The sequence below is a fragment of the Methylophaga sp. F7 genome (assembly GCF_056863975.1).
Map to the genome: position 1 here is coordinate 238751 of NZ_CM166511.1, position 26059 is coordinate 264809.

23 protein-coding genes are annotated in these 26059 nt (G+C 45.3%); 15 read left to right on the forward strand and 8 right to left on the reverse strand.

The window, feature by feature from the left end; all coding sequences use genetic code 11:
• Positions 1-126: 126 nt before the first annotated feature.
• The 3 genes from cfa (at position 127) to AC08OG_RS01270 (ending at position 3448) form a co-directional block, all read left to right on the forward strand.
• Entirely contained in the window at positions 127-1314 is a 1188-nt protein-coding gene (gene cfa / locus AC08OG_RS01260; RefSeq protein WP_482929909.1) for a cyclopropane fatty acyl phospholipid synthase, read from the forward strand.
• A gap of 140 nt (positions 1315-1454) precedes the next feature.
• Positions 1455-2912, forward strand: coding sequence for a catalase (locus tag AC08OG_RS01265; protein ID WP_292354351.1), 1458 nt, complete (start codon positions 1455-1457; stop codon positions 2910-2912).
• A gap of 65 nt (positions 2913-2977) precedes the next feature.
• A complete protein-coding gene (locus tag AC08OG_RS01270; RefSeq protein ID WP_292354352.1) occupies positions 2978-3448 on the forward strand; it encodes a Dps family protein in 471 nt (156 codons plus the stop codon).
• 75 nt (positions 3449-3523) lie between these two features.
• On the opposite strand, the gene AC08OG_RS01275 is transcribed toward AC08OG_RS01270, so the two are convergent.
• The 3 genes from AC08OG_RS01275 to AC08OG_RS01285 all read right to left on the reverse strand — a co-directional run bounded on the left by AC08OG_RS01275 (position 3524) and on the right by AC08OG_RS01285 (position 7518).
• The gene (locus AC08OG_RS01275; RefSeq protein WP_482929910.1) at positions 3524-4975 is read right to left on the reverse strand and encodes an aldehyde dehydrogenase family protein; all 1452 of its coding nucleotides are present in this window, start codon (positions 4973-4975) and stop codon (positions 3524-3526) included.
• A 9-nt stretch (positions 4976-4984) separates the two neighbouring features.
• Positions 4985-6625, reverse strand: coding sequence for an acetolactate synthase large subunit (locus AC08OG_RS01280; protein WP_482929911.1), 1641 nt, complete (start codon positions 6623-6625; stop codon positions 4985-4987).
• 86 nt (positions 6626-6711) lie between these two features.
• Entirely contained in the window at positions 6712-7518 is an 807-nt protein-coding gene (locus AC08OG_RS01285; RefSeq protein ID WP_292354357.1) for an OmpA family protein, read from the reverse strand.
• Between the two features lie 249 nt (positions 7519-7767).
• Between AC08OG_RS01285 and AC08OG_RS01290 the strand changes: the two genes are divergently transcribed.
• The 7 genes from AC08OG_RS01290 to AC08OG_RS01320 all read left to right on the forward strand — a co-directional run bounded on the left by AC08OG_RS01290 (position 7768) and on the right by AC08OG_RS01320 (position 16692).
• A complete protein-coding gene (locus tag AC08OG_RS01290; protein ID WP_482929912.1) occupies positions 7768-10722 on the forward strand; it encodes a bifunctional diguanylate cyclase/phosphodiesterase in 2955 nt (984 codons plus the stop codon).
• A 345-nt stretch (positions 10723-11067) separates the two neighbouring features.
• Entirely contained in the window at positions 11068-11556 is a 489-nt protein-coding gene (locus AC08OG_RS01295; protein WP_292354361.1) for a hypothetical protein, read from the forward strand.
• Between the two features lie 61 nt (positions 11557-11617).
• Positions 11618-12925, forward strand: coding sequence for a sodium-dependent transporter (locus AC08OG_RS01300; protein WP_482929913.1), 1308 nt, complete (start codon positions 11618-11620; stop codon positions 12923-12925).
• Between the two features lie 131 nt (positions 12926-13056).
• Positions 13057-13866, forward strand: coding sequence for a hypothetical protein (locus AC08OG_RS01305; protein WP_482929914.1), 810 nt, complete (start codon positions 13057-13059; stop codon positions 13864-13866).
• Entirely contained in the window at positions 13812-15173 is a 1362-nt protein-coding gene (locus AC08OG_RS01310; RefSeq protein WP_482929915.1) for a VTT domain-containing protein, read from the forward strand. The genes AC08OG_RS01305 and AC08OG_RS01310 overlap by 55 nt, the downstream gene beginning before the upstream one ends.
• A 124-nt stretch (positions 15174-15297) precedes the next feature.
• Entirely contained in the window at positions 15298-15876 is a 579-nt protein-coding gene (locus tag AC08OG_RS01315) for an endonuclease/exonuclease/phosphatase family protein (protein ID WP_482930564.1), read from the forward strand.
• A 90-nt stretch (positions 15877-15966) separates the two neighbouring features.
• Positions 15967-16692, forward strand: coding sequence for a proteasome-type protease (locus AC08OG_RS01320; RefSeq protein ID WP_292411609.1), 726 nt, complete (start codon positions 15967-15969; stop codon positions 16690-16692).
• A gap of 15 nt (positions 16693-16707) precedes the next feature.
• Here the strand turns inward: AC08OG_RS01320 and AC08OG_RS01325 are convergent, their stop codons facing one another.
• The 5 genes from AC08OG_RS01325 to AC08OG_RS01345 all read right to left on the reverse strand — a co-directional run bounded on the left by AC08OG_RS01325 (position 16708) and on the right by AC08OG_RS01345 (position 20734).
• A complete protein-coding gene (locus AC08OG_RS01325; protein ID WP_482929916.1) occupies positions 16708-16836 on the reverse strand; it encodes a putative zinc-binding metallopeptidase in 129 nt (42 codons plus the stop codon).
• The gene (locus AC08OG_RS01330) at positions 16827-17708 is read right to left on the reverse strand and encodes a zinc-binding metallopeptidase family protein (RefSeq protein ID WP_482929917.1); all 882 of its coding nucleotides are present in this window, start codon (positions 17706-17708) and stop codon (positions 16827-16829) included. The genes AC08OG_RS01325 and AC08OG_RS01330 overlap by 10 nt, the downstream gene beginning before the upstream one ends.
• 10 nt (positions 17709-17718) lie before the next feature.
• Complete coding sequence (locus AC08OG_RS01335; RefSeq protein WP_482929918.1) at positions 17719-18660, reverse strand: alpha-E domain-containing protein; 942 nt, start codon at positions 18658-18660, stop codon at positions 17719-17721.
• Entirely contained in the window at positions 18660-20123 is a 1464-nt protein-coding gene (locus AC08OG_RS01340; RefSeq protein WP_292354375.1) for a circularly permuted type 2 ATP-grasp protein, read from the reverse strand. The genes AC08OG_RS01335 and AC08OG_RS01340 overlap by 1 nt, the downstream gene beginning before the upstream one ends.
• 116 nt (positions 20124-20239) lie before the next feature.
• A complete protein-coding gene (locus AC08OG_RS01345) occupies positions 20240-20734 on the reverse strand; it encodes a hypothetical protein (RefSeq protein ID WP_292354377.1) in 495 nt (164 codons plus the stop codon).
• Positions 20735-20933: 199 nt separating this feature from the next.
• Between AC08OG_RS01345 and AC08OG_RS01350 the strand changes: the two genes are divergently transcribed.
• The 5 genes from AC08OG_RS01350 (at position 20934) to urtB (ending at position 26048) form a co-directional block, all read left to right on the forward strand.
• Entirely contained in the window at positions 20934-22052 is a 1119-nt protein-coding gene (locus AC08OG_RS01350) for a porin family protein (protein WP_292354379.1), read from the forward strand.
• 46 nt (positions 22053-22098) lie between these two features.
• Complete coding sequence (gene fmdA / locus AC08OG_RS01355; RefSeq protein ID WP_292354381.1) at positions 22099-23322, forward strand: formamidase; 1224 nt, start codon at positions 22099-22101, stop codon at positions 23320-23322.
• 16 nt (positions 23323-23338) lie between these two features.
• Positions 23339-23695: an FmdB family zinc ribbon protein gene (locus AC08OG_RS01360; protein ID WP_482929919.1), complete on the forward strand. Its 357-nt coding sequence runs from the start codon at positions 23339-23341 to the stop codon at positions 23693-23695.
• A gap of 63 nt (positions 23696-23758) precedes the next feature.
• Positions 23759-25009 (forward strand): urea ABC transporter substrate-binding protein, encoded by a 1251-nt coding sequence (urtA, locus tag AC08OG_RS01365; protein ID WP_292354385.1) that lies wholly within the window; start codon positions 23759-23761, stop codon positions 25007-25009.
• A 115-nt stretch (positions 25010-25124) separates the two neighbouring features.
• A complete protein-coding gene (gene urtB, locus AC08OG_RS01370; protein WP_292354387.1) occupies positions 25125-26048 on the forward strand; it encodes an urea ABC transporter permease subunit UrtB in 924 nt (307 codons plus the stop codon).
• Positions 26049-26059: the final 11 nt, after the last annotated feature.

Sequence of the window (26059 nt, forward strand, 5' to 3'; positions counted from 1 at the left end):
AAAATTTTAATTTCATTATCAGAGCTGGTAAAAGCTGAGAAATCAGTAATTCCCTTATACAAATCATTTTATTTTTAAGCTATGGTAAGGCTGTAAACCCGAAAGAGTAGAGGAGCAATACCGTCTATGACTGAATCCACTTCAAAGGCGTCTCGCATAAAGTTAAGCGAAGAACGGCAAAGTCAAACGCAAACGGTTTCCCCACCCGCCATTTTAAAAGAGGCAGCTGATCTCGCCGGTGTCAGTTTTAATGGTGATCAGCCCTGGGACATTCAGGTGTTTGATTCAAGAGTTTATCGGCGGATTTTAACGCAGGGTTCTCTGGGGTTTGGCGAAAGCTATATGGATAACATGTGGGAGAGCCATGAACTGGATGAGCTGTTTCACCGCTTACTTAAAGTTGATATCGAAAAACATCTGGGCGGTATCGCCAAATTCAGACTGTATTTTGAAATCTTTCGCCAGAACCTGTTCAATCGACAAACCAGCAAACGGGCTTATGAAGTAGGCAAAAAACATTACGACACCGGTAATGATATTTTTCAGGCGATGCTCGACCCCACAATGAGCTATTCCTGTGGGTACTGGGCAGAGGCGGATAATCTGGCCCAGGCCCAAACGCATAAGTTGGATTTGATTTGCAGAAAACTCATGCTTCAACCCGGTGAACGGGTGCTTGAAATTGGCTGTGGCTGGGGCAGTTTTGCTCAATATGCTGCAGAGAATTATGGCGTAGAAGTTCATGGCATTACGATCTCAAAAGAGCAACAAACCCTCGCCCAAGAGCGTTGTGCCGGTTTACCAGTGACGATTGAATTGATGGATTATCGGGATTTAGAAGGGCAATTCGACAAAATTGTGTCTATCGGTATGTTCGAACATGTTGGGCCCAAGAATTATCCGATCTATTTTGACAGTGCAATGAAACTGCTCAAACCGGAAGGACTGTTCCTACTGCACACCATTGGCATTCACGCCACGTCACTTAAAGTGGATCCATGGATTGATAAATACATCTTTCGCAATGGCAAATTACCTTCAGCAGCAGAACTGGCATCAGTCCTTAATAGCCGTTTTGTCATTGAGGACTGGCACAACTTCGGCACGGATTATGACAAAACACTGATGGCGTGGTGGGAAAACTTCGATAAAGCCTGGCCAGATTTATCCACCCATTATGATGAAAGGTTTTACCGTATGTGGAAGTATTATTTGCATAGCTGTGCCGGTTTCTTTCGCTCCAAACAAGGCCAGCTGTGGCAGCTCGTATTAAGTAAACAGGGCCGTGAAGGCGAGTACCGATCTTTAAGATAAGTGATATCGAAAATTTTTGTTTATTGATAAAAGCGATTAATGTTATTGATATTAGTTGTTTTACCGATTCATCTGTTTCGCCTATAGTCATTAAAAACTCACAAAGATGAGTTTTATTTAATGCCCTCAAGGAGGCGAACATGGCAGATAAACAAAAACTTACCACAATTGGTGGTGCACCGGTTGTAGATAACCAGAACAGCATGACAGCTGGCCCTCGTGGCCCGTTATTGATGCAGGATGTCTGGTTTCTGGAAAAAATGGCTCACTTTGATCGTGAGGTGATTCCAGAACGACGGATGCACGCTAAAGGTTCGGGTGCTTTTGGCACGTTTACAGTGACCAACGATATAACCCAATACACTCGTGCCAAAATTTTTGCTGAAGTGGGAAAACAAACGGAATTATTTGCCCGTTTCTCCACTGTTGCCGGTGAAAGAGGGGCGGCAGACGCAGAGCGTGATATTCGTGGCTTTGCCGTTAAGTTCTATACCGAAGAAGGTAACTGGGACATGGTCGGTAATAACACTCCGGTGTTTTTCTTGCGTGATCCGTTGAAGTTTCCAGATTTGAATCATGCCGTGAAACGGGATCCCAAGACCAATATGCGTAGCGCGCAGAACAACTGGGATTTCTGGACATTATTACCAGAAGCGTTACATCAGGTCACGATTGTGATGAGTGATCGCGGTCTGCCGAAAAGTTACCGGCATATGCATGGCTTTGGCAGTCATACCTATAGCTTTATCAATGCCAATAACGAGCGCTTTTGGGTGAAATTTCATTTCAAATGCATGCAGGGTATTGAAAACCTGACCGATGAAGAGGCGGCCAGAGTCGTCGGCGAAGATCGTGAAAGTCATCAAAAGGATTTATTTGAAGCAATTGATCGCGCTGATTATCCTCGCTGGGAATTGAAAGTGCAGGTCATGCCTGAAAAAGATGCGGATACCTATCACGTTCATCCGTTTGATCTAACGAAAGTCTGGCCCCATAAAGATTATCCGCTGATCGATGTTGGTGTAATGGAGCTTAATCGTAATCCAGAAAACTACCATGCAGACGTAGAGCAATCAGCGTTTACACCGGCTAACGTTGTGCCTGGAATTAGCTTTTCGCCAGATAAAATGTTGCATGGACGGTTGTTTTCTTATGGTGACGCCCATAGATATAGGTTAGGGGTTAATCATCATCAGATACCGGTGAATACGCCTAGATGTCCTTATCACAGTTATCATCGCGATGGGGCAATGCGAGTTGATGGCAATTACGGAAGTACTAAAGGCTATGAACCTAATAGCTATGGAGAATGGCAGGAACAACCTGATTTCAGTGAACCACCATTAGCCATCAATGGTGCTGCAGATCATTGGAACTTTAGGGAAGATGATGATGACTACTATTCACAACCCGGTAACTTGTTCCGTTTGATGACGCCAGAGAAACAGCAAGTGCTGTTTGAAAATACTGCTCGGGCAATTGATGGTGCTGATGACGAAGTTAAGAAACGTCATATTCGCAATTGTCTGAAAGCAGATCCTGCCTACGGTAAAGGTGTGGCGGATGCGATTGGTATTTCGCTGAACGATGTGAACTAAACAAATATGGATCATGGTCGCCGTGATATCACGGCAGACTTCGAATTTTATCAGGAGGTAAATTTATGAGTTCGATTGATATTGGTATTAATAAGAAAGACAGAGAAAAGGTCGCCGAAGGTTTGAAAAAATTATTGGCAGACACTTACACCCTGTATTTGCAAACCCATAATTTCCATTGGAATGTCACGGGTCCACGCTTTCGTGACCTGCACTTGATGTTTGAAGAACACTACGTCGAGTTGGCTACAGCCGTCGATGATATTGCGGAACGAATCAGAACACTGGGTGTCTCAGCTCCAGGTACTTATAAAGCGTTTGCTGAATTAAGCTCCATCAAGGAAAAAGACGGTGTACCAGATGCGATGGAAATGACCGAAATTCTGACGCATAACCACGAATTAGTGGTGAAAACCTGCCGTGAAGTATTGAAATTGGCAGAAGCAGCAGATGACGAATCTTCGTCGGCATTAGCATCTGACCGTATGCGAATTCATGAAAAAACTGCCTGGATGTTACGGGCAATGACGCAGTAGCAAGTACTTTTTCTCTCTCAAATTTTAAGACCGCCCTCGGGCGGTCTCTTTTTGTCTGCAATATGGGATTCACACCTAAGGGATACTTTTAGAGGTGAGCACTATCATTTTGTCTATCTGCATATCTTCCATGCTGTAGGCAATGCCACCGGTGCCATGCCCTGAATGTTTCAGGCCGGCAAATGGCATCCAGTCAACCCGAAATGCAGTATGTTCATTAATCATCACAGCAGAAGCATCCAGTCTTTCTGCAACATACATGGCATTATCAATATTCTGGCTATAAACAGACGCCTGAAAGGCAAAATCCAGACTATTGGCCTCAGCAATCGCTTGATCCACATTCTGATAAGGATAGACACAGACCACCGGCCCGAAAATTTCGCTTTTGGAGACTTTGGCATCTGCTGGCGGATCAAATAATACAGTCGTGGCATAACAGTTATTTGCCATAGCTTCACCGCCGGATAATAATTTTGCGCCCTGGCTTACTGCTTCCTGTACCCAGTCATTTACCCTGGTCATTTCACTGTTACGAATTAAAGGACCGATTTCCGTTTGATCAGATAATGGGTCGCCAATCTGCATTTTATTGCCTGCCACTGCCAGTTTGTCAGCCAGCTCACGTGCAATCGAATGATGAGCAAAAATACGCTGAACTGACACACACACCTGACCGGCATGGTAAAAGCTGCCTTTGGCCAAACCAGGAATGGCTGCATCAATATCGGCTTTTTCATCGACGATTACCGGTGCTACGCCACCATGTTCCAATGCACAGCGGGTTCCAGCCGCCAGTTTGGAACGTAAATACCAGCCTACTTTGGCACTGCCGATAAACGTTAAAAAAGCGACCCGGTGATCGGTGGCGAGTTGCTCAGCAACCTGATGATTTTCGGTCAGTAAAGCCTGGCACCATTCAGCGGGTAAACCAGCCTGATGGAAGATTTTGACTAGACGGAAACAGGATAACGGAGTGTTTTCAGCCGGTTTGACAATTACCGGACATCCCGCAGCAATTGCCGGTCCCACCTGATGAGCAATCAGATTTAACGGGTGATTAAAGGCACTGATGGCAACCACCACACCAATTGGCTCTTTGTGCAGCATGGTTAAGCGATGCTGTGAAGCAGGATTAACACCCATCGGAACCGGATGCGACGTTTGATGACGCAAGGTGTCCATACAATGCCGAATACTATCAATACAACGCACCATTTCGACTTTGGAATCAATTAACGGCTTGCCGCCCTCTTCAGCAGCGCCTTTGGCCAGCTCATCAGATTGCTGCTGCATTAATTCAAGCGATTTTTCCAAAATCGCCAAACGCTGTGGAACAGAAAGCCATTTGCTTCTATCGGTAAATAAACTATTTGCAGTTTGCAGGGCGGTTTCGACGGCGTTGCTATCTGCCACATCAGCGGTAGCGATCAGCTGATCATTATATGGATTGGTCACATCAATCTGTGCCCGTTGTTTGGCTGCTACGCCGGGTAGGTTCAGGGCGAAGTGAGGTGCGCTAGACATAAAGCTTCCTTATAGAATGCAGATTTTTTGTTTCAACCCTTCATTAAGTATTGAGTGGTTGAGAGAATAATCAATGGCAACATCAATCAAATGTACGCCGGGGCTATTGAGTGATTCGCGCAGCATTTTATCGAACTCAATATAGCTGGATGGTCGATGTCCGATGGCACCATAGCTGTCAGCATATTTCACAAAGTCAGGGTTATCGAAATTCAGACCGAAGTCTTTAAATCCCATTCCCTGCTGTTTCCATTTGATCATGCCGTAGGCGTTATCATTAAGAATAATCACCACCAGATCCAGTTTCAGTCGAACCGCGGTTTCCATTTCCTGCGAATTCATCATAAACCCGCCATCACCACAGACCGCAACTACTTTACGATCGGGGTTTATCAGTTTGGCCAACATTGCTGTCGGTAAGCCGGCCCCCATTGTTGCCAGCGCGTTATCCAGTAGCAGTGTGTTGTTTTCATAACATTGATAATTCCGGGCAAACCAGATCTTGTAAAGCCCATTGTCCAGCGCCAGGATATCTTTTTCACCCAGCGCTGCACGAATGGTGGTGACTGCGCTTTGCGGTAAAATTGGAAAACGATCATCATCACTGTAAAGCCCCAGGCGTTGCTGAACTTCCTGTTTAACACGATAGAAATAGGAAAAATCCCAGTTTGACTGTGGTGACAGGGCATCTGATAAGCGATTAATTGACGTGGCAAGATCGCCGATGACATCCAGTTGTGGAAAATACACCGGATCGACTTCAGCCGGCTGGAAATTGATATGAATAACTGGTGCCCCACCATCTTTCATAAAGAAAGGAGGCTTTTCTACAACATCGTGGCCGACATTGATGATTAAATCTGCCCGTTCGATGGCGCAGTGCAGATAATCGGATTCGGATAATGCCGCTGTACCGAGATAACTATCATGACGCTCATCAATAACGCCTTTACCGAGCTGCGTATTAAAAAACGGAATCCCGGTTTTTTCGACAAAACGGGTTAACGCTTTGCTGGCACGTTTCCGGTTTGCCCCGGCACCAATCAATAACAGTGGCATATTGGCCTTGCGAATCATTTCCAGCGCATCTTTTATTGCCGTGTTATCAGCATCCGGACGGCGGATATTTTCGACTACATAAATTCTGTCCTGAACTTCTTCAGCAGCAATATCTTCCGGTAATTCGATATGCACGGCGCCGGGACGTTCCTGAACCGCCAGACGGCAGGCCTCCCGAACCACAGCACCAATCGTATTACCATGCACTAACTGCTTGGTGAACTTGGTGATAGGCCGCATCATGTTAACGATATCGACAATTTGAAAGAGTGCCTGTTTACTGGCCTTTATCGGTTTTTGGCCAGTAATGATCAACATCGGCATGCCACCCAATTGGGCATAAGCCGCGGGGGTGATGAGATTGGTCGCGCCAGGCCCCAGAGTTGACAGACATACACCGGGTTTGCCGGTTAAACGTCCATAATTAGCCGCCATAAATCCTGCGCCTTGCTCATGGCGGGTAATAATCAGTTTGATGGAGGAATGTTGTAGTGAATCAAGGAAATCGAGATTTTCTTCGCCAGGGATACCAAAAATATATTCGACCCCTTCGTTTTCTAACGCTTTAACCAGTAGATCAGATGTTTTCATGGAGTGTTCCTAGGTCCTCTGGGATGGCGGAGCAAACATTGCGTCGTTGCTTGGTTGTACCATAAATAATCAAGGCATCACAGCCCTTACTGAGTGAGGACAGCTATTTCTACCCTTCGGTTGCGTGCTCGACCTGATTCAGTGTCATTCTCTGTGATTGGACGTGTATCTGCATAGCCCTCAACACGAAAACGTTCGGCTTGATATTCTGGATAGCGAAGCAGTTCATGCACCACGGAAGTGGCACGTGAACCGGATAACTCCCAGTTGGAACGATATTGTGATGTACTCAATGGACGATCATCAGTATGCCCTGAAACGACCAGTGGATCCTCAATATTTGCCAGGGCATCTGCAATAGTCTTCAGAACAGGAACAAAGGCCGGTTTTATCGAGGCCAGACCGGAAGGAAAGGAGGCTTGCTCATCAATGGTGATGACCACCCGGTCCTCTCTCGTTTCAACCTGTAGCAGTCCTTCATCAATTTGTTCTTTTAAGGCTTCTTTGATTTCCCTCAGTTGCCGTTGTTGCTTGGCTTGCATGTATAAATTGAGATCAGAGGTTTCAAGAATAGGGTTATTAGGATCAGCATCCTGTCGGACCTCCTGAATGACCGTCATATCAGAAGGATTTGGAGAAAAGGTTTGCCTTATGATTGAAGTGCCTTTTGGGATGGGATCGGGTTCTTCGGGCTGCTCAACGCCAAAAGCGTTGTGCATGGATTGGGCAACCATTTTTAACCGCACAACATCCAGCTCTGACATGGATAAAAGTAACACAAAGAAACATAACAATAATGTCATCAAATCAGCAAAGATAGCGATATAAGCAGGAATAGCTTTACGTTTTACCATGCGATTCGAAGTACCCGGCGTTCGTTTTTGATTTGTCATTTGTCCGTTCACCAATTCATTCAGATCTTCATAATTGGCTGATGGAATTAGGACAGTATTTATTCGAGGTTTCATTGTTACCGTAACTGTATGATAAATCAAGATTTTGCCGTAGCAATAAGTGGCCTAATAGTAATCCTGTTGGTTAGAACAGGTTGTGACCTGTAACACATCGTTCGGCAATCATTTTTTTATCACATTGTTCCAGCTGTAATATATTGTATGTATTGGCTATTTCACGGATCGCAAATGCGTCCTTTTATCGCAACTAAACCGGTTTTCAACAGCATGATTGCCATAATCGCATTGCTGATTCTGGTTGCCGCAACTTATCTTGATTATGTTATTCAGGATCGGCATAAAAATGCTTTGCTGGCGGAAACTCAGCAGCACCTGAGTATTTTGCATAACAATCTGGTTACAAATTTACAGAACCATATTCAGATCGTACGTGGCCTGCCAGGCTTATTTGCCGTAAATCCTGACTTAACCCAGCAGCAATTTGCAATTGCCATGCAGCATTTGATTGGTGAACACACGCAACTGCGAAATATTGCTGCTGCCCCCGAAATGGTTATTCGTTATATGTACCCGATAGCAGGAAATGAACAGGCTATTGGTCTGAATTACCTTCAGGAGCCCACACAAAAAGATGCGGCTGAACGTGCGAGATTAAATCGAAAACTGGTACTGGCTGGTCCTCTTGAGCTTAAACAGGGTGGGATCGGATTGATTACTCGTATTCCGGTCTATCTTAACGATGAGAAAGGAGATGAATATTTTTGGGGCATTATTTCAGCCGTTATTGACGTTGAGGCCTTTTTTGAGGCCTCAGGCCTTAAGGATGAGACGTTACCAATTGATATAGCCATTCGGGGGAAGGATGGTCTTGGTTCCGCTGGCGAAGTATTTTTTGGTGACGCTTCCCTGTTTAAAGACCCGGTCTTAACCATGCCGCTGGCCTTACCGGACGGCTATTGGCTGCTGACAGGACAACCTGAAGGGGGCTGGAAAACCATTAACAATGATGTATGGCAATCCAGAATTCTGGTTTTTGTGGTTGCATTGGGGATTTTTGCTTTATTGACCGCTTTTGTACGCTTCATGTTTACAGCTTCTCTGGCCAATCTGAAGTTTCGTCAGGTAATAGACTCATCTCCCATCCCCTATATTATGGTGGCAAGGGATCGGAAAGTAAGTTTTATTAACCCTGTTTTTACCGAACTCTATGGCTACAGCACTGCCGATCTGCCTAGTCTTGCTATCTGGTGGAATAAAACCGATATCAATCAGGAATATTTGAGAAAAATAAATGCCTGGTGTGATTCGACCATTGATGCCAAGGCGTTACCCGAGCACTCTGTTGAGATCAAAGTTCACTGTAAAGATGGTACGCCGCGCGATGTGATGCTTTCAGTTTCACCGCTGGATGCGGCTGTGAACAGAGAGTTATTACTGGTGGTTTATGACTTAACCAGTCGTAAGCTGGCAGAACAGAAAATTCACTTTTCAGAGCAGATTTTCAGTCAGGCACATGAGGGAATTGTAGTAACCGATATCCAGGGGCGAATTTTGGAAGTTAACCCGGCTTTTACTGAAATTACCGGCTTCACCGCTCAGGATGCGTTGCAAAATACACCCGCCATAATGAAATCAGGCAAACATGATGATGTTTTCTTTGAGGAAATGTGGCGAAAGCTGGAAAATCACGGACATTGGCAAGGTGAAATCTGGAATCGGCATAAAGATGGACATTTGTATGCATTGCAACTGACCATCACGGCGATGACCAATCCTCAAGGCCTCAAGCAATATTACGCAGGCTTGTTTTCCGATATTACCCAATCAAAAACGCAGCAGGAAAAGCTTGAGCTAATGGCACATTACGATGTGCTGACTCACTTGCCAAACCGGGTATTATTTGCTGACAGATTCAGTCAGGCTGTGGCTCACAGTCAGCGTTTAGGTACTTGGTTAGGGATCTGTTTTCTGGATTTGGATGATTTCAAACCGGTCAATGATACCTATGGCCACAATGTGGGCGATTTATTACTGATTGAAGTGGCTGATCGGCTACGTGCCAGCGTCAGGGAGGAAGATACTATTTCCCGCTTTGGTGGTGACGAATTTGCTATTTTATTTCGTGATATCAATTCCTATGAGCAATGTGAGCAGCTACTCATCAGATTGCATCAGACTCTTGCAGAGCCTTATTGGATAGATAACAGGCGCATTACCATCAGTGCCTCCAGTGGCGTCGCCCTGTATCCAATGGATAATGTGGATTTGGATACCTTGCTGCGTCATGCCGACCAGGCGATGTATCAAGCAAAGATGACTGGGCGCAATAAGTCCAGATTATTCAACCCGGAACTAAACCAGCAGGTTATTCAAAAGCATCATGTTGTACAGCGGTTACGTGAGGCGTTGTTAAACGATGAATTTGTTCTGCATTATCAACCAGAAATAAATATGCGAACTGGAGAAATAATTGCAGTAGAGGCTTTGATTCGCTGGCAGCACCCGCAGCGTGGATTGTTGTTTCCTGGCGATTTTTTAACGGATATGGAAGGCTCTGAGCTCGAGTTTGAGCTGGGACTGTGGGTTATTGATTCAGCTTTGCAGCAATTACAGTACTGGCAGCAGGGTGGTTTGGATATCGTAGTGAGTGTCAATATTGCAGCAAATCATTTACATGCCAAAAACTTTATTCAGTCTTTACAGCAGATTTTAAATCGCTACCACGATATACGGCCAGCGTCATTACAGTTAGAAATTCTTGAGAGCAGTGCATTGGGTGATGTGACCACACTCAGTCGTATTATTGATGATTGCCGTGAGCGGGTAGGGGTTCTGATTGCACTTGATGATTTTGGCACCGGCTATTCCTCGCTAACCCATCTGCGGCATTTGGCGGCTAACTCAGTAAAAATTGACCAGAGCTTTGTGCGGGATATGTTAGAGGATGCCAGCGATTATAATATCGTAGATGGTGTGATTAGCCTGGCCAAAGCCTTTAACAGACAAGTGATTGCCGAAGGCGTCGAAACTGTCGAGCATGGTTTGATGCTGTTATCGATGGGCTGTGATCATGCACAGGGTTACCAGATTGCCCGACCTATGCCGGCTCAACATATTATGAACTGGTGTCAGGCGTATCAATTGCAGCCTGAGTGGAGAGAGTTTCACGACAATAACGTTTAACCAAATAGCCTTTGGTAGGCAAACAGCTAATATCCTGGTTAATACCCCCATTCATACTTCAACATAACTGAGCAAAGCTACTTTCCCCACCAACCATGCCATTATTGAATATTTGATTGCCAATACATAGCAATAGCCGAAATTTCTCCCAGAGCTAATTTTGCGACATCACGAAGAAAACTTTACCCATGATAAAGACGTGACTTATGCAAAAAAGGCATGATATGCATTAAATAATATGGCGAATAATGCTCTTCGTAAAAATAAGTACAATCATGATGACTATCTTATTCTTTATGGGTAACAATCTATTCAAATGCGTTTGAACAATAATCAGGATGAAATATGTCTCGAGATTTAACCAGATGGCTCTTGATTACATTAATGGTATTACCGGTTATCACTGCCTGTGCATCACGTACACAGAGTAATTACTATCGAGATGAAATTGGTGAGATCATGGCGGTTGAAGATGTCTGGATCATTTCATCTCGTATGGTCAGGATTGAAGGGCTCGGTGATAAACGTCCAGGTTGGGGCGCTGCGGTTGGTGCAACAGTTGCCGGAGCTTCTGCTTACGGAATTACCCAGGCGGATAATCCTGCAGGCGTAGCCATTACTATTGTGGCGCTGGTGGGCGGGGCATTGGCTGGCCAGTTCTTTGATGAAAAGATTAAGTCCCAGCTGGGTGTTGAATACATTCTGGATAAACCCGCGGGCAACAAAGTTGCTATTGTTCAGGCAGTCGAAAGTGCTGAAGAAATGTTACCCGCCAGAACCCCGGCATTATTAATACGTGGGAAAAGCGGTTACTATCGCGTCATTCCGCAGTAATTCTTTTTTGTTCAACTAACTTTAAACCGTTCAACTCGGATGTTTGAAACGGAAGATTTTTATGCCAGACCAAAGTTTTATCATTCAATCGAGAAAACAATGGAGCTCTGAACCGGCCTTTATAGCATCGATGGCAGCAGCAGCTGTTGGGCTTGGTAATCTATGGCGGTTTCCTTATATCGTGGGCGAAAATGGTGGTGGCGTATTTGTCATCGCTTATTTGCTGGCGTTATTTATCGTCGTGTTACCAATCATGATGCTCGAAGTGGCAGCCGGACGTCTTACCCATGGCAATACCGTTGCAACTTTCAGACAGGTGAATCGTCTGGGAAGCTATTACGGCTGGCTGGTTGTGACCATTACAATTGCTATTACCAGTTATTATCTCGTCATTACCGGTTGGACTCTGGGCTATGCTATTGATGCCAGCCGAGGAGAGTTAAGGGTATTTGATCAGTTTACCGAGGGCTATAACAGTTTTTGGTATTTTCTGGTCATTATTGGATTGGCCTCGATCGTCCTGATTAACGGTCTAAAATCAATTGAGCGATTGTCAAAATTTCTGATGCCGGTGCTACTGGCGGTAATGATTTTTTTAGTGGTAATGGCCAGTAAAACTTCCGGCTGGGAACAAACCATTAATTTTTTCTTCCAGTTTGACTGGAATAAAATAACCAGCGGCGAACTATGGGTTTTTGCTTTTGGCCAGGCTTTTTATACGCTGGCAATTGGCCAAGGCTATTTAATCACCTACGGCAGCTATATTCCGCGAAAAACTAACCTTCCAAGAGCGTGTATTATCGTTGCGGTCTTTCAGACATCAATTGCCTTGCTTGCTGCCTGGATGATCTTTCCATTTGTGTTCAGTCAGGGATTGTCTCCAGAAGAAGGTACCCAGTTGGCTTTTGCCACCATGCCTAAAGTGTTTGCAGAAATGTCAGCGGGATGGTTCTTTGGCATTGTTTTTTTTGTCTTGTTTTTTGCTGCAGCATTTACCTCAACGCTGGCAGGATTAAAGGTCGTTGTCTCCGCTTTTGCCGAAGAGTTCGGCATCACGAATGTTAAAGCGGTTATGCTGGTAGCATTAGTGATGTTGATTATCGGCTCGGCCTCGGCTCTGAGTTTTACTCCAATGAATTTACAGATAGCGGGTGAGCCCGTGCTCGACATGGTCGACAGGATTGCCGGCGGTAATATTATTATCCTGTCTGGCATCATTGGCGCCGCCTTGTTTTGCTGGTTTATCCCCCCAACTAAAATTCATTCGGTTCTGGGGACCAATTCACATTGGTGGGAGTGGCGAATATATCTGGTGGGCCGCTTCTTGCCAATATTCTTGCTAATCACTTTTCTCATGCAGTATTTCTGATCTTTAGCAGATTATTGATGAATAAGATCGTATTTATAACCACTTGGTGGTTAACCTGAGTAAATTTGAATCCAGCATTGCTATGCTACGCTTGATTGATAATCGATTATTGCAGGGAGCTCATTCTGAATATGCATGATAAAAAAATTATCCGCCACGAAGAAAACTGTTGGCGGTATGTTCAGGCTGATAGAGCCTCCGTGCTGGTGGATGGTGAAAATTACTTTAGCGCCTTGCATGCTGCCATTTCACAAGCTCAATCTGCTGTTTATATTCTTGCCTGGGATATTGATAGCCGACTGAGACTGGTGAGAGGTGAGACCCCTACGGATTTACCTGTTGAATTAGGAGATTTGATAAATGCCGTTCTTGAGCAAAAGCCTGAGCTAAATATTTATATCCTCAACTGGGACTGGGCAATGCTCTATACGCTTGAGCGCGAATGGTTACCCCTGTTTCGTCCCGGCTGGAAAAAGCAATCCCGTTTACATTATCAGCTTGATGGCGAGTGCCCATTTGGTGGTTCACAGCATCAAAAAGTCGTTGTAATTGACGATAAAATCGCTTTCTGCGGCGGTATCGATCCAGGTAAACATCGCTGGGATAGCAGTGAACATGCACCTGATGATAAACGTCGTATTGACCCTGATAATGAGCTCTACCCTCCATTCCATGATATGCAGATGATTGTCGATGGGGAAGCGGCAAAGAGTCTGGCGGAACTGTCGCGGGAACGATGGCAAAAAGCAACGGGTGAGCAGCTGGCTCCCCCTCCGCAAACCAGGATGATATTTGGCCTGAAGATATCAAGGTTGATTTTCGACAGGTCAACATTGCCATTGCCCGAACCCTGCCGGAATTTAAGGGAAACAGGGAAATTACCGAAGTGGAATTACTCTACCTTGATGCTATTGCGGCGGCCCAAACCCTTATATACATAGAAAATCAGTATTTTACATCCTGGAAAGTGGCAGAGGTTTTAGCCCAGCGACTGAAGGAAGAGAGTGGCCCGGAAGTTGTGATTATCTGTCCCAGCATGACCGGTGGCTGGCTTGAACAACACACGATGGATGTATTGCGTTCCAGGATTTGCCGAAAGCTTTGTGAAGCCGATAAACATGACCGTCTGTTGATTTGTTACCCGCATCATGAAGCATTAGGTAATAGTTATATCAGTCTGCACAGCAAGATGATGATTGTTGATGATGTTTTTTTGCGAGTGGGGTCAGCTAATTTAAGTAATCGCTCGATGGGGCTTGATAGTGAATGTGATTTGGCAATTGAAGCAGACAATGCAGAACAGTCTGATGCGATAAAGGCCTTACGTCATAGACTGCTCAGTGAACATCTTGATATTGCGGTTGATGTATTGGAAGAATTGCTGGCAGAACATGATTCGCTGCTTACGCTGATTAATTCCCGGGAACAGTTTCCACGTACCTTGAGAAGATTAAATTGTGAAGTTGATGAGAGTATCGATGAATTAACCCCGACAGCTGACTATATCGATCCTGAGCGTCCGGTAGACTCCGTTGAAATGAGCCGGAAGCTGGTGCCTATTGATGAGCCGAAGTCCCCTAAAAAACAGATCATTATCACGGCATTAGTCTTATTAGCCGTCATTGCAATGACCGCTTTATGGAAGTGGACGCCACTCAATGACTGGTTAACGGCTGAAAATCTTCAACTTATGATCGAGACCCTCAACGACAGTCCCTTTACTCCTTTTATTGTGATTACAGGTTTTGCTATTGCCGGTTTATTTGCAATACCGCTGACCTTATTAGTCGTGGCCGTTGCGATCAGTTTTGGTGCATGGCCGGGCAGTATATACGCTATTCTGGGGTCAATGCTGAGTGCGATATTGGGATATATCGTTGGTGAGTGGCTGGGGCGAAAAAGTGTGTCCAAAATGGCTGGGTCAAAATTAAACCGACTGTCAAAACGCTTGGCCAATCATGGTGTAATGGCAATTATTACCGTTCGGATTATTCCTGTCGCTCCCTTTACCCTGATAAACTTGGTAGCAGGTGCATCCCATATCAAATTGAGAGATTTTATCTGGGGAACTCTGCTGGGAATGTTGCCGGGTATTTTAGCCATAACCGTTTTTGCAAATTCACTTATACAAGTCGTCCAACACCCTGAACCTTTCGAGATTATAATTTTTGTATTGGTGATTTTAGGGATTGGTAGCTTGATGTACGGTGTCAAAAAATGGCTTAACAGAATTTCGACAGATACGTGACCCAAATAAAACGACCAAATACCCTCAAGATCGCTACTTATAATATTCATGCCTGCATAGGGGGGATGGAAAATTTGATCCTGCGCGTATCGCTGCCGTTTTAAAAGAAATCGATGCCGATATTATTGCTTTACAGGAAGTCGAACACCATTCGATTGATGAGTTGGACCTACTCGAGTATCTGGCCTATCAGACGGGCCATGAAGCCATTGCTGGACCCACATTGTTTCGGGAAACTCGTCACTACGGAAATGCCCTGTTAACAAAGTTACCATTAAAGTCCTTCAAACATATTGACTTAAGTGTTGCCGGTTTCGAGCCACGAGGAGCCATCGAAGCTACTTTTGATGTTGCCGGCTATGAACTGCAAGTGATTGCGACCCATTTAGGATTGAAACCGGCAGAGCGGCGTTGGCAGGTTAAGCAGTTACTCGATGTTAAATCACAACAGGAAGCCGATATAAGCTGTTTACTGGGGGATGTGAATGAGTGGTTGTTATGGGGGCGTCCATTGCGTTGGTTACACAGACACTTCAGCGCGCCACCACACTTGGCTACTTTCCCGGCACGCTGGCCAATTTTCGCTTTGGATAGAATCTGGATTGCTCCGCAACGCAGCAACATTAAACTATCAGTTCATAAATCTGTTTTAGCAAGACAGGCATCAGATCATTTACCACTTGTTGCCAACATTGCTTTCTGATCCCTATCAAGAACACTAAATAACCCCTCTTGGGCATTGCTCTGCAGCTAAATGTCGACTATCTTTGTCAGGATTACTTCAGAGGCATGTATGACCTATTGTGTAGCCATTACCTTAGATGCAGGATTAGTGCTGACATCCGATTCCCGAACCAATGCCGGAATCGATCAGGTGAGCACCTACAGCAAGATGACCCGGTTTGAGACCCATGCTGATCGTTGTCTGGTATTAATGAGTGCAGGTAATCTGGCGACTACACAATTTGTGGTTGAACAGATTCATCGCGATATTCGTGAAAGTCAGGCACGTAATTTAAATACCTTAAGTTATCTTTCTGATACGGCTGATTACATCGGTGAAATCCTCAGTAGTCGAATCCGCCGTTATTCTGAAAATGAAGCTTCAGGCTTTGCCCCGGAAGCCACGTTATTGCTGGCCGGTCAGATTCAGGGTGGTCCTCCGCAGGCGTTTATGATTTACCCGCAGGGTAATCACATTACCAGTTCCAAAGAGACCCCTTATCTGCAGATTGGTGAGAGCAAATATGGCAAACCGGTGCTGGATCGTTTTATCCGGCCGGATACTTCTTTACTGGATGCAGCCACTTGTTCACTGATCTCAATGGACTCTACCATGCAGAGTAATGTCAGTGTCGGACCACCCATTGAAGTACTGATGTACAAAAAAGACAGTTACAATGTTAGCAATCACTACCGGTTTGGAGTAGAGCACCCATATCTTATTGAATTGAGAAAGGCGTGGGGGGATAAGCTTCGTCAGGCCTTTACCGAGATGCCCAGGTTTAGTGAACAGTAAAAAACGTCGTTAACGTTAAATATCATGCATTAGATCATGGATAAATTGCAGCTTTTTCTGCACCGCGGTTGACACCACAAATGGATAGGCATCTGCATTACCGATACTTCTGTTCAACGCATTCAACACCAGTACTAACTGCATCCATTCTGATAACCAGACATGAAATTCCCGATCTGTTTCGGGGGGCGAATAACCTCAAACTCCACCGCCGTTTCCAGTGTTTCATGCATCAACAAATAATGTGCCCAGGTTTCAGCCCAGTCTTCCAAGGCATGGGCGCTGGCGTAAGCTGAAATAAACTCCTGCTGAAAATCTTCGGGAGGGCCAGCCTCATAATAAGCTGCCAAAGCCTGCGGATAATCAATAGTGTCATCACCGAATAATGCTTTAAACGCATCATAAATTGGCTGGTTTTTAATCAGTTTTTCCCAGTAGAAATGCCCGATTTCATGACGGAAATGGCCTAGTAACGTACGATAAGGCTCATTCATGGCCTCTCGGGTTGCTTCGCGATAGCTGTTATCCGCTTCTGAAGCATTTAAGGTAATGATACCTGCCGCATGACCACTGAAAACCTGCTCATGACCATCAATCGGATTGCTAATCTGATCTTCTAGAAAGTGAAACTGTAATCGTTGAATATCATCAGCTGGCCAGTTATCGATAGGTAAGCCAAGCCGAAGCAAGCCATACAGCATCCTGCGTTTTGCTGACTCTAATACCGACCATCGTTTAACGTTATAAGGATAGTTTTGATTGGGAATAACTCGTGTCAACCGGCACGATAGACATTGGGTAAAGTTATCATCGGTAGACAATAACCAGTTGCACTGCATCTGGTGTTGATGATGAACGCAGCGTTTATAGCGTTTGTCGGGATTTTTTACCGAGCGAAACTGGCCTTTGTAAGGCTCGATACTGATGAGCTTTTGCTGCTCAGGATCAAAACCTAAAATACTGTTACAGCTGTTGCAGTAAGTATTATCAAAAAAACTTCTTGCCCGCAATGGCAATAAAAACGTTTCATGCGACCGATCTATCAGGGTGAAACCATTTTTGACTTATCTGAGAACTCAATTCAGCAAGTTTTGCCTGTAATTCATCCATTCGGGTATAGATCATCTCGGCTGGAAGTTCTTTCAGATTTTCGTTAAACATTTCAGACATGATTTTTTGATGGTGTTCCAATGTGTTTGCTGACTGAGGAAGAGGCCACAAATAACGTCCAATTGCTTTAAGCGAAAAGAATAAAGAACGTGGAAAAGCCTCATCTCGAATCAGAAAAGTTAATACGCCATCGGCGTTAACGGATGAACTGTAAGTCTGAGTGTACATCTGCTGAGCACTTAATGCGCGTAATAAATGTGTCCATAAAATGCCTTCTGCTGCACGCATCGATTCACTGCGGTTTTCAGCCATCAGTAATGACGTCATTTCCAGGATCCGACTGGTCATATCGGCGCGTTCCAGATGCTTGGCCGTTTGCATGAAATGATAGGCATGATTCCGGCTCATATGATTGACCAATATGCCCCACACTGTCTGGCAGCGTTCCATGATGGTCAATAGCAATTGCTGACGGCGACGCCGGTTACTGATGGCCGCCATTTCATTTTTAACCAATAAATACAGTTCGTTCACCTGTTCCCAGGTTTCTTCCGGCAGGATGTCCAGCGAGGTGCGGGCATTTTCCCGAACGGCGGATAATGAATTAAGTAGCGATATCGGGTTATTGGGTTCTGCCAGCAAAAATTGCATCACATTATTTTCATTAATCTGTTCAAAGTTTGCGTGATAAAACATTTCCGCATCAAAAATGGTGACTAAGGTAAACCAGTCTATTTCGACGTCTCTGGGTAAATCCATCAGCAGCCCGGTATGGACATTGATTAAACGGGCGGTATTTTCGACCCGCTCCAGATATCTGGCCAACCAATAAACCCGTTCAGCTACCCGCGACAACATCAGTTAAGCCCTCCAAAATGTGAGTCATCCACTATCCAGGTATCTTTGCTGCCACCACCCTGTGAAGAATTAACAACTAGCGATCCTTTGACGAGTGCTACCCGGGTTAACCCGCCAGGTGTGACGTAGTTATTTTTACCAGACAGGATAAATGGCCGTAAATCCACATGACGAGGCGCAATATGATCGCCGCAACTGGTGGGGGATACCGATAACTTTAGGGTCGGTTGGGCGATGTAGTTATTAGGATCGTCGATTAATAATTGGCGAAAAGCTTCTATTTGTTCTTCACTGGAATGCGGCCCAACCAGCATGCCATAACCACCGGACTCATTAGCAGGTTTGACGACAAGATCCGCTAAGTTGTCGAGAACGTGCTGAAGTTGGTGCGGATCTCGACACATCCAGGTTGGTACATTGGGTAACAAAGGTTCTTCGTTGAGGTAATAGCGAATCATTGCCGGCACATAGGCATAAATAACTTTATCGTCGGCAACACCGCAGCCGGGGGCATTGGCAATGGCGACTTTTCCTTCGCGCCAGGATTGCATAATGCCGGGAATACCAAGTGTAGAATCCTCACGGAACACCAGAGGGTCAATAAAATCATCATCTATGCGTCGATAAATGACATCGACTCGTTCCAGACCATGAATGGTTTTCATATAGACATAACCATCATTGCCAACGGTCAGATCGGCGCCTTCCAACAAGATCAAACCCGCTTGCTGAGCTAATGCAGCATGCTCAAAATAAGCTGAGTTATAGATTCCCGGGGTCAGTAAAACCATCTTTGGATGTGTTATGTCATCGGGTGCCAGCGAAGCCAGCATTGCAGAAAGGTGTGAAGGGTAATCATTGACCGGGCTGATATGCAGTAATTTGAATAATTCCGGTAATACACGCTTGGTGGTCTTGCGGTTTTCCAGCATATAGGCAACACCGGATGGCACCCGTAAATTGTCTTCCAATACATACATCGTGCCGTTGTCATCACGCACTAAATCCGAACCACAAATATGCGCCCAGATCCCGTGTGCAGGTTGCATGCCTTTACATTGAGGTCGGTAACCTTTGGATTGCAGCACAACTTCTTCTGGAATCAGCCCATCACGAATAATGTTGCCATCGTTGTAAATATCATTGATGAACATATTTAAGGCACGAATTCGTTGCACCAGCCCCTTTTCGGTGCAATCCCATTCGCCTTTGGGAATGATGCGGGGAATGATATCGAAGGGCCAGGCACGATCAATATTGCCGGCATCGCTATAGACCGTGAAGGTAATACCACGCTCCAGAATTTCGAGTTCAGAATCAACGATACGCTGCTCGAATGCCTCTTTTCGCATGGATTTCAGATAATCCAGCAGTTTATAACTGAAGTGTCTTGGCTGATGCTGATCATGCATCAGCTCATCGTAGAACTCACCGGGATCATAATCACGCCACAGCTGCATCATGCTCATTTCCCCTTCTTCAGATAATCATGAAGCTGTGACTGCAATAGTTATGCCCTAAATCCCGGCGAATCCCTAATGCAGCCCGCTCCAGGCCATTCAGATGTGATTTTCAACAGTTACTGTTGTAACAAGGCAGCCCAGCCTTTTTTCTGCATACAGCCCAATAAGCCGCGGGTAACCAGACTCATATTCGCTTCAGGGGAGTGTTCTTTACCTAATTCCGCTGTGCAGGCTTCACTGTCATTCATTAGTTTTTCCGGTCCAGCACCCGCTCGCCACCATGAATTAACCTGTAATTTTTCCATGGGATCAACGGGTTTATCGTCAATTTCTGCCATGGCATCATCCGCTATCGCAATGGTTTTGCTTTCACCACGACTCAGTGGAATCAAGGGCTTATCTGCACTAACGACTAACCAGCCTTGCTGCTGCAGACACTGATCAATTTCTTTTTCAGAAGCTGACTCTGATTCACAGCGCTCTTTTTCACTTTGAAAATCTGTCGCAGTAGCGCCTCGTTTATAACTGAATTCTCCTCCACAACCTGAAACAACTAACAAGCTGCTGAACAAAATCAGCGAACCGATTACGTGAATGCTTTGGCGTTTCATTTTTCCTCCTTAACAACCTGTTATTTGAAAGTGTGTTCTCAGAGTAACTGAAACCCTACGTAACCCATGTACGCAATTTGACGTATTTAAGCACTAGACCCAGCTGACTAGTATGGCTCTCGAACTTAATGGTTGATGAGCACCGAGGCGAATTCAACAACAACGCTTTAATTCTGGTGAGTTTTTCGGGAGAAGAAAAATGAAAAAAATGAACAAAGTCGCATACCTGGTCGCCTTGGCCACAACCGCTACTCTTGCCCCTGTGGCAACTAGTCATGCTGCTGGCACGATTACCTTTGGTGAAGATCAATATGTCAGTGTTGGATTTGGTATGCGTGGCAGCTATAGCAATCTTGAAGATGCGGCAAATGATGGCGGCAATTCTAATGATTTTGAACTGGACAGTGCCCGTTTGTATGTTTCAGGTTCATTAAATAAATACATCAAAGGTATGTTCAACTCTGAAAAATCAGGTGGTAATGATTCTTTCCAGATTATTGACGCTGCCGGTATTTTCCAATTTACCCCAGATATGGCGATTTGGGCAGGTCGTTTCCTGTCACCAAGCAGCCGCGCCAATATGGCTGGGCCTTACTACACATCAGGTGATGGTTATTGGGCAAACATTACAGCTCGATATGGCTGGAATGGCGGCACTATCGGTCGTGATGATGGTGTGGCTTTAGTTGCCACGGCATTTGACCAACGATTGGCTTATTCATTCGGTGCTTTTGAAGCCGACAAGATTTTTGAATTCAGTGGTGTGGGAGACGTTACCGATAATGCCGATCAAGACGATGACCTGATGTATGCCGGGCGTTTGCAATACAGCTTCTGGGATAAAGAGCCAGGTTATTACGGTACAGGTAACTATCTCGGTACCAAAGATATTTTCACTATAGGTTTGGCAGGCCGTCATAAAGGCGATGGTTCAGCTTCAGCAACTGAAGTTGGTGATTACTCTCAATGGACAGTGGATCTTCTGGTAGAGAAGAAACTTGCCGCGGGTGCGGTATCTCTTGAGGCCGCCTACTTCGACTATGACACGGATGATGTCTTCCTTTCAGAGCAAGGTGAAGCCTATTACGTCAGTACCGGCTATATCTTCAACCAAAGAGTTGGTTGGGGCCAATTTATGCCATTCGTTCGCTACCAAAGTTTTGATTCTGATGCTGGCGAAACCGAGCGTACAGATTTTGGGGTGAACTACTTCATTGATGGCTACAACGCATCCGTTACCGCCGTTTATCGCGACCTGGAAAGAGAAGGTTTAGCGGATCAAGATCAATTCGTCGTTTCAATGCAGCTGCAATTTTAATCCAAATATTACCTATCAAAACGTTTCTTCAACGTAGGAGATACCGATGAAAACCTTAGTAAAACTTGATTTAGATAAAAAACCCTGGGAACAGGACGGTCAAATCCATAATCGCTGGCATCCCGATATTCCGATGATTGCCATGGTGAAACCGGGTGATGAATTCCGGGTGGAATGTATGGATTGGACCGGTGGCCAGATCGGTAACAACGACAGTGCCAATGACATTCGTGATGTGGACTTGTTACAAGTCCACTATCTCAGTGGCCCAATTGGTGTTGAGGGTGCAGAGCCCGGTGACTTGATGGTGGTAGACATTTTAGATGTCGGCACTTTTGAAGATTCACAATGGGGGTTTAATGCCTTCTTCTCCAAAGAAAATGGCGGTGGATTTTTAACGGACCACTTCCCTGAAGCGCGTAAATCCATTTGGGATTTCCACGGTATTTACACCACTTCACGTCATGTGCCGAACGTTAAATTCGCCGGCATTATGCATCCTGGTTTGATTGGTTGTTTGCCATCGAAAGAAATGTTGGCGGAATGGAACAAACGTGAAGCTGAATTGATTTCAACCGAACCAGATCGTGTGCCTCCTCTGGCATTACCACCTAATGAACAGGCTGCTGTGATGGGCCGTTTGAAGGGTGATGAAGCGTCTAAAGCGGCAAAAGAAGGTGCTCGTACCGTACCACCGCGTGAGCATGGCGGTAACTGCGATATCAAGGATTTGACCAAAGGTTCAAAAATCTACTTTCCGGTGTATGTGAAAGATGGCGGTTTATCGATGGGTGACCTTCACTTCTCTCAGGGTGATGGCGAAATCACGTTCTGTGGTGCTATCGAAATGGCCGGCTATATCGATATCAAAGTCAGCCTGATTAAAGATGGCGTGAAGAAATACGGTATTAAAAATCCACTGTTCAAAAACAGTCCTTTAACACCGACTTACAGCGATTTCCTGATGTTTGAAGGGATTTCAGTCGATGAACAAGGTAAACAACATTATCTGGATGTTCATGTTGCCTATCGTCAAGCCTGTCTGAATGCCATCGAATATCTGAAGAAATTCGGTTACACCGGTGAGCAAGCACTATCCATTCTAGGTACCGCCCCAGTTCAAGGTCATATTAGTGGTGTGGTGGATATTCCGAATGCATGTGCCACATTGTGGATCCCAACAGAAATCTTTGATTTCAATATTAACCCTACGGCAGATGGCCCATCGCAATTTGTCACCCAGGGTTTTGATTTAAGTTCGACTTCTTAAGACGGGATATCACGTTATGCCGATATATGACTACCGATGTGAGCATTGTGGCGATTTCACCGCGCTTCGCAAAATGAGCGAAGCCGGTGACTCGGTGGAATGTGTGGAGTGTGGCGAGATGGCGGTGAGGATTATTTCCGCCCCCTATCTCGCCTTGATGGACCGAAACACTCGGGTGGCCAAAGAACGCAATGAAAAGTCTGCCCATGAACCTAAACAAGTGCGACGTTCCAGCTGTGGTTGCTCAGGAACGCACACGTGTAAAACCAATTCCACGGATAAAGCCAAAACGGCAGCACAGGCCAAAAGCAATCCCAACGGCCTGATGATGCAGACAAAGAAAACCGCAAGACCCTGGATGCTCGGACATTGAGCGCCAAGAAAAACCGTTCGGAACAACGCTGTTCACTCTAAATTTGCTAACAGGAGATACACGATGAGTTACTTCAGTCGACGAAAATTTTTAGGTAAAACCGGAGCACTGTTAAGTGCAATGGTGGCTGCTGGATTTATTACCAGTAGTGCAATGGCAGCGGATTATCCGACTGCTGAAGTCAACACAACCGGACTTGCAGTGACAGATGACACTGTAACAGTAGGGATCTTGCATTCATTAACCGGCACCATGGCGATCAGTGAAACCGGTGCCCAGGAAGCGGAAAAGCTGGCTATCAAACAGATCAATGAAAGTGGCGGTATCCTCGGCCGCCAGATTGAGATCATTCAGGAAGATGGTGCCAGTGACTGGCCAACATTTGCTGAGAAATCCAGAAAGTTACTGGTGAATGATAATGTCGCGGCAGTTTTCGGTTGCTGGACATCGGCATCACGTAAAGCGGCTTTGCCAGTTTTTGAGAAAGAAAACGGTTTGTTGTATTACCCGACTTTCTATGAAGGACTGGAACAATCCAAAAACGTTATCTACACCGGTCAGGAAGCTACCCAACAGATCCTTGCTGGTCTGGACTGGGTTGCTGAAGAAAAAGGTGCCAAAACGTTCTATCTGATTGGTTCGGACTACATCTGGCCACGTACTTCAATGAAGATCGCTCGTATCCACATCGAAAAAGTACTTGGCGGTAAAGTGGTCGGTGAAGAGTACAAACCTTTAGGTGATACTCAGTTTGGTTCAGTTATCAACAAAATCCGTTTGAAAAAGCCTGACGTTATCTTCGCTGCTGTTGTGGGTGGTAGTAACGTGGCCTGGTTCAAACAGCTGAATGCTGCCGGTATTACAGCAGATAAACAAACGCTGTTGACCCTGTCGGTGACCGAAGATGAAGTGTTGGGTATCGGTGGTGAAAATCTGGAAGGCTTCTACTCTGTTATGAAGTATTTCCAAAGTCAGGACAATCCGAACAACGTTGCATTTGTAAAAGCATTTAAAGAAATGCACGGCGAAGACAGCGTTATCGGTGATGTGACTCAGGCCGCTTACCTTGGCCCATGGTTATGGAAAGCAGCAGTCGAGAAAGCTGGAAGTTTTGATGTGGATAAAGTTGTCGCCGCATCTGAAGAAGGTGATATCGAGCTGACTACAGCGCCTGAAGGTTACGTCAAACTGCATCCTAATCATCATTTATGGAGCAAAACCCGTATCGGTAAATGGAACAAAGACGGTCAGGCAGAAGTGGTTTATACCTCTGATCTGATTGAGCCAAACCCATTCCCAGAAGGTTACCAATAAATCGAAATAGAACGTTCGCAAAAGCAGGCTGGTCGTTGACCAGCCTGCCAAGTGACAGAAGAGCGAAAGGTTGTCCAACCTTTGATTAACGAGTAAATGTTACGGAGTATCCGTTATGGGTGAGTATTCAATACAGGAATTGACTTCAATTCTAGCCATGCAGGGCTTTGCCGGGTTCAGCCTGTTCAGTGTGTTACTGCTGATGGCGCTTGGATTGGCAATTATTTTTGGACAAATGGGCGTAATCAATATGGCCCATGGCGAATTTATGGCGATGGGAGCCTACACAACTTACCTTCTCTCCGTAGTGACGGAAACCTATTTTCCAGCATTCATGGATTACTACTTTTTATTAGCAATATTAGTTTCATTCCTGGTAGCCGGGCTATTTGGCTACATCACAGAATTTGTGCTTATCAGGCATCTTTATAAACGCCCTCTGGACACCTTACTGGCAACTTGGGGACTGAGCCTGATTATGCAACAGTCGTTTCGTTCAATTTTTGGAGCACGTGAAGTCAGTCCAGCCTTACCGGATTGGTTGATGGGGTCCTGGATGCCAACAGAAACGATATTTATTCCAATTAACGGCATGTTTGTATTAGGTCTGACCGCCTTGGTCACTCTCGGTGTGTTTTTGCTGATGTATCGCTCCAGCTGGGGGTTGAATGTTCGGGCTACTACACAAAATCGGGTTATGAGTGGTGCCGTCGGTATTAATACCAAACAGGTTGATCGATTGACCTTCGCGCTGGGTTGCGGTATTGCCGGTATCGCCGGTGCAGCATTTACTACCATTGCGTCCACAGGACCGACATCAGGTTCTTTATATATCGTTGATACCTTTATGGTTGTTGTGTTTGGTGGGGCAGCCAGTCTGTTCGGCACCATTGCCTCAGCGTTCACCATTGCTCAGGCGCAATCCATTCTGGAGTTCTTTATCAGCGGATCTATGGCGAAAGTATTTACCTTGCTGGCTTTGGTCATCATTTTGATGATGCGTCCTGAAGGTTTGTTCTCAATCAAAGTTCGTAAATAACCAGCAGGAGA

Coding starts and splice junctions, on each gene's coding strand:
- AC08OG_RS01340 (WP_292354375.1), bottom strand. CDS start 20,123: ATGATGCAGCTGTGGCGTGATTATGATCCCGGTGAGTTCTACGATGAG.
- AC08OG_RS01320 (WP_292411609.1), top strand. CDS start 15,967: ATGACCTATTGTGTAGCCATTACCTTAGATGCAGGATTAGTGCTGACA.
- AC08OG_RS01270 (WP_292354352.1), top strand. CDS start 2,978: ATGAGTTCGATTGATATTGGTATTAATAAGAAAGACAGAGAAAAGGTC.
- AC08OG_RS01345 (WP_292354377.1), bottom strand. CDS start 20,734: ATGAAACGCCAAAGCATTCACGTAATCGGTTCGCTGATTTTGTTCAGC.
- urtB (WP_292354387.1), top strand. CDS start 25,125: ATGGGTGAGTATTCAATACAGGAATTGACTTCAATTCTAGCCATGCAG.
- AC08OG_RS01290 (WP_482929912.1), top strand. CDS start 7,768: ATGCGTCCTTTTATCGCAACTAAACCGGTTTTCAACAGCATGATTGCC.
- AC08OG_RS01350 (WP_292354379.1), top strand. CDS start 20,934: ATGAAAAAAATGAACAAAGTCGCATACCTGGTCGCCTTGGCCACAACC.
- AC08OG_RS01285 (WP_292354357.1), bottom strand. CDS start 7,518: ATGACAAATCAAAAACGAACGCCGGGTACTTCGAATCGCATGGTAAAA.
- AC08OG_RS01335 (WP_482929918.1), bottom strand. CDS start 18,660: ATGTTGTCGCGGGTAGCTGAACGGGTTTATTGGTTGGCCAGATATCTG.
- AC08OG_RS01295 (WP_292354361.1), top strand. CDS start 11,068: ATGTCTCGAGATTTAACCAGATGGCTCTTGATTACATTAATGGTATTA.
- fmdA (WP_292354381.1), top strand. CDS start 22,099: ATGAAAACCTTAGTAAAACTTGATTTAGATAAAAAACCCTGGGAACAG.
- cfa (WP_482929909.1), top strand. CDS start 127: ATGACTGAATCCACTTCAAAGGCGTCTCGCATAAAGTTAAGCGAAGAA.
- AC08OG_RS01280 (WP_482929911.1), bottom strand. CDS start 6,625: ATGAAAACATCTGATCTACTGGTTAAAGCGTTAGAAAACGAAGGGGTC.
- AC08OG_RS01325 (WP_482929916.1), bottom strand. CDS start 16,836: ATGCAGTTAGTACTGGTGTTGAATGCGTTGAACAGAAGTATCGGTAAT.
- AC08OG_RS01265 (WP_292354351.1), top strand. CDS start 1,455: ATGGCAGATAAACAAAAACTTACCACAATTGGTGGTGCACCGGTTGTA.
- AC08OG_RS01360 (WP_482929919.1), top strand. CDS start 23,339: ATGCCGATATATGACTACCGATGTGAGCATTGTGGCGATTTCACCGCG.
- urtA (WP_292354385.1), top strand. CDS start 23,759: ATGAGTTACTTCAGTCGACGAAAATTTTTAGGTAAAACCGGAGCACTG.
- AC08OG_RS01305 (WP_482929914.1), top strand. CDS start 13,057: ATGCATGATAAAAAAATTATCCGCCACGAAGAAAACTGTTGGCGGTAT.
- AC08OG_RS01275 (WP_482929910.1), bottom strand. CDS start 4,975: ATGTCTAGCGCACCTCACTTCGCCCTGAACCTACCCGGCGTAGCAGCC.
- AC08OG_RS01300 (WP_482929913.1), top strand. CDS start 11,618: ATGCCAGACCAAAGTTTTATCATTCAATCGAGAAAACAATGGAGCTCT.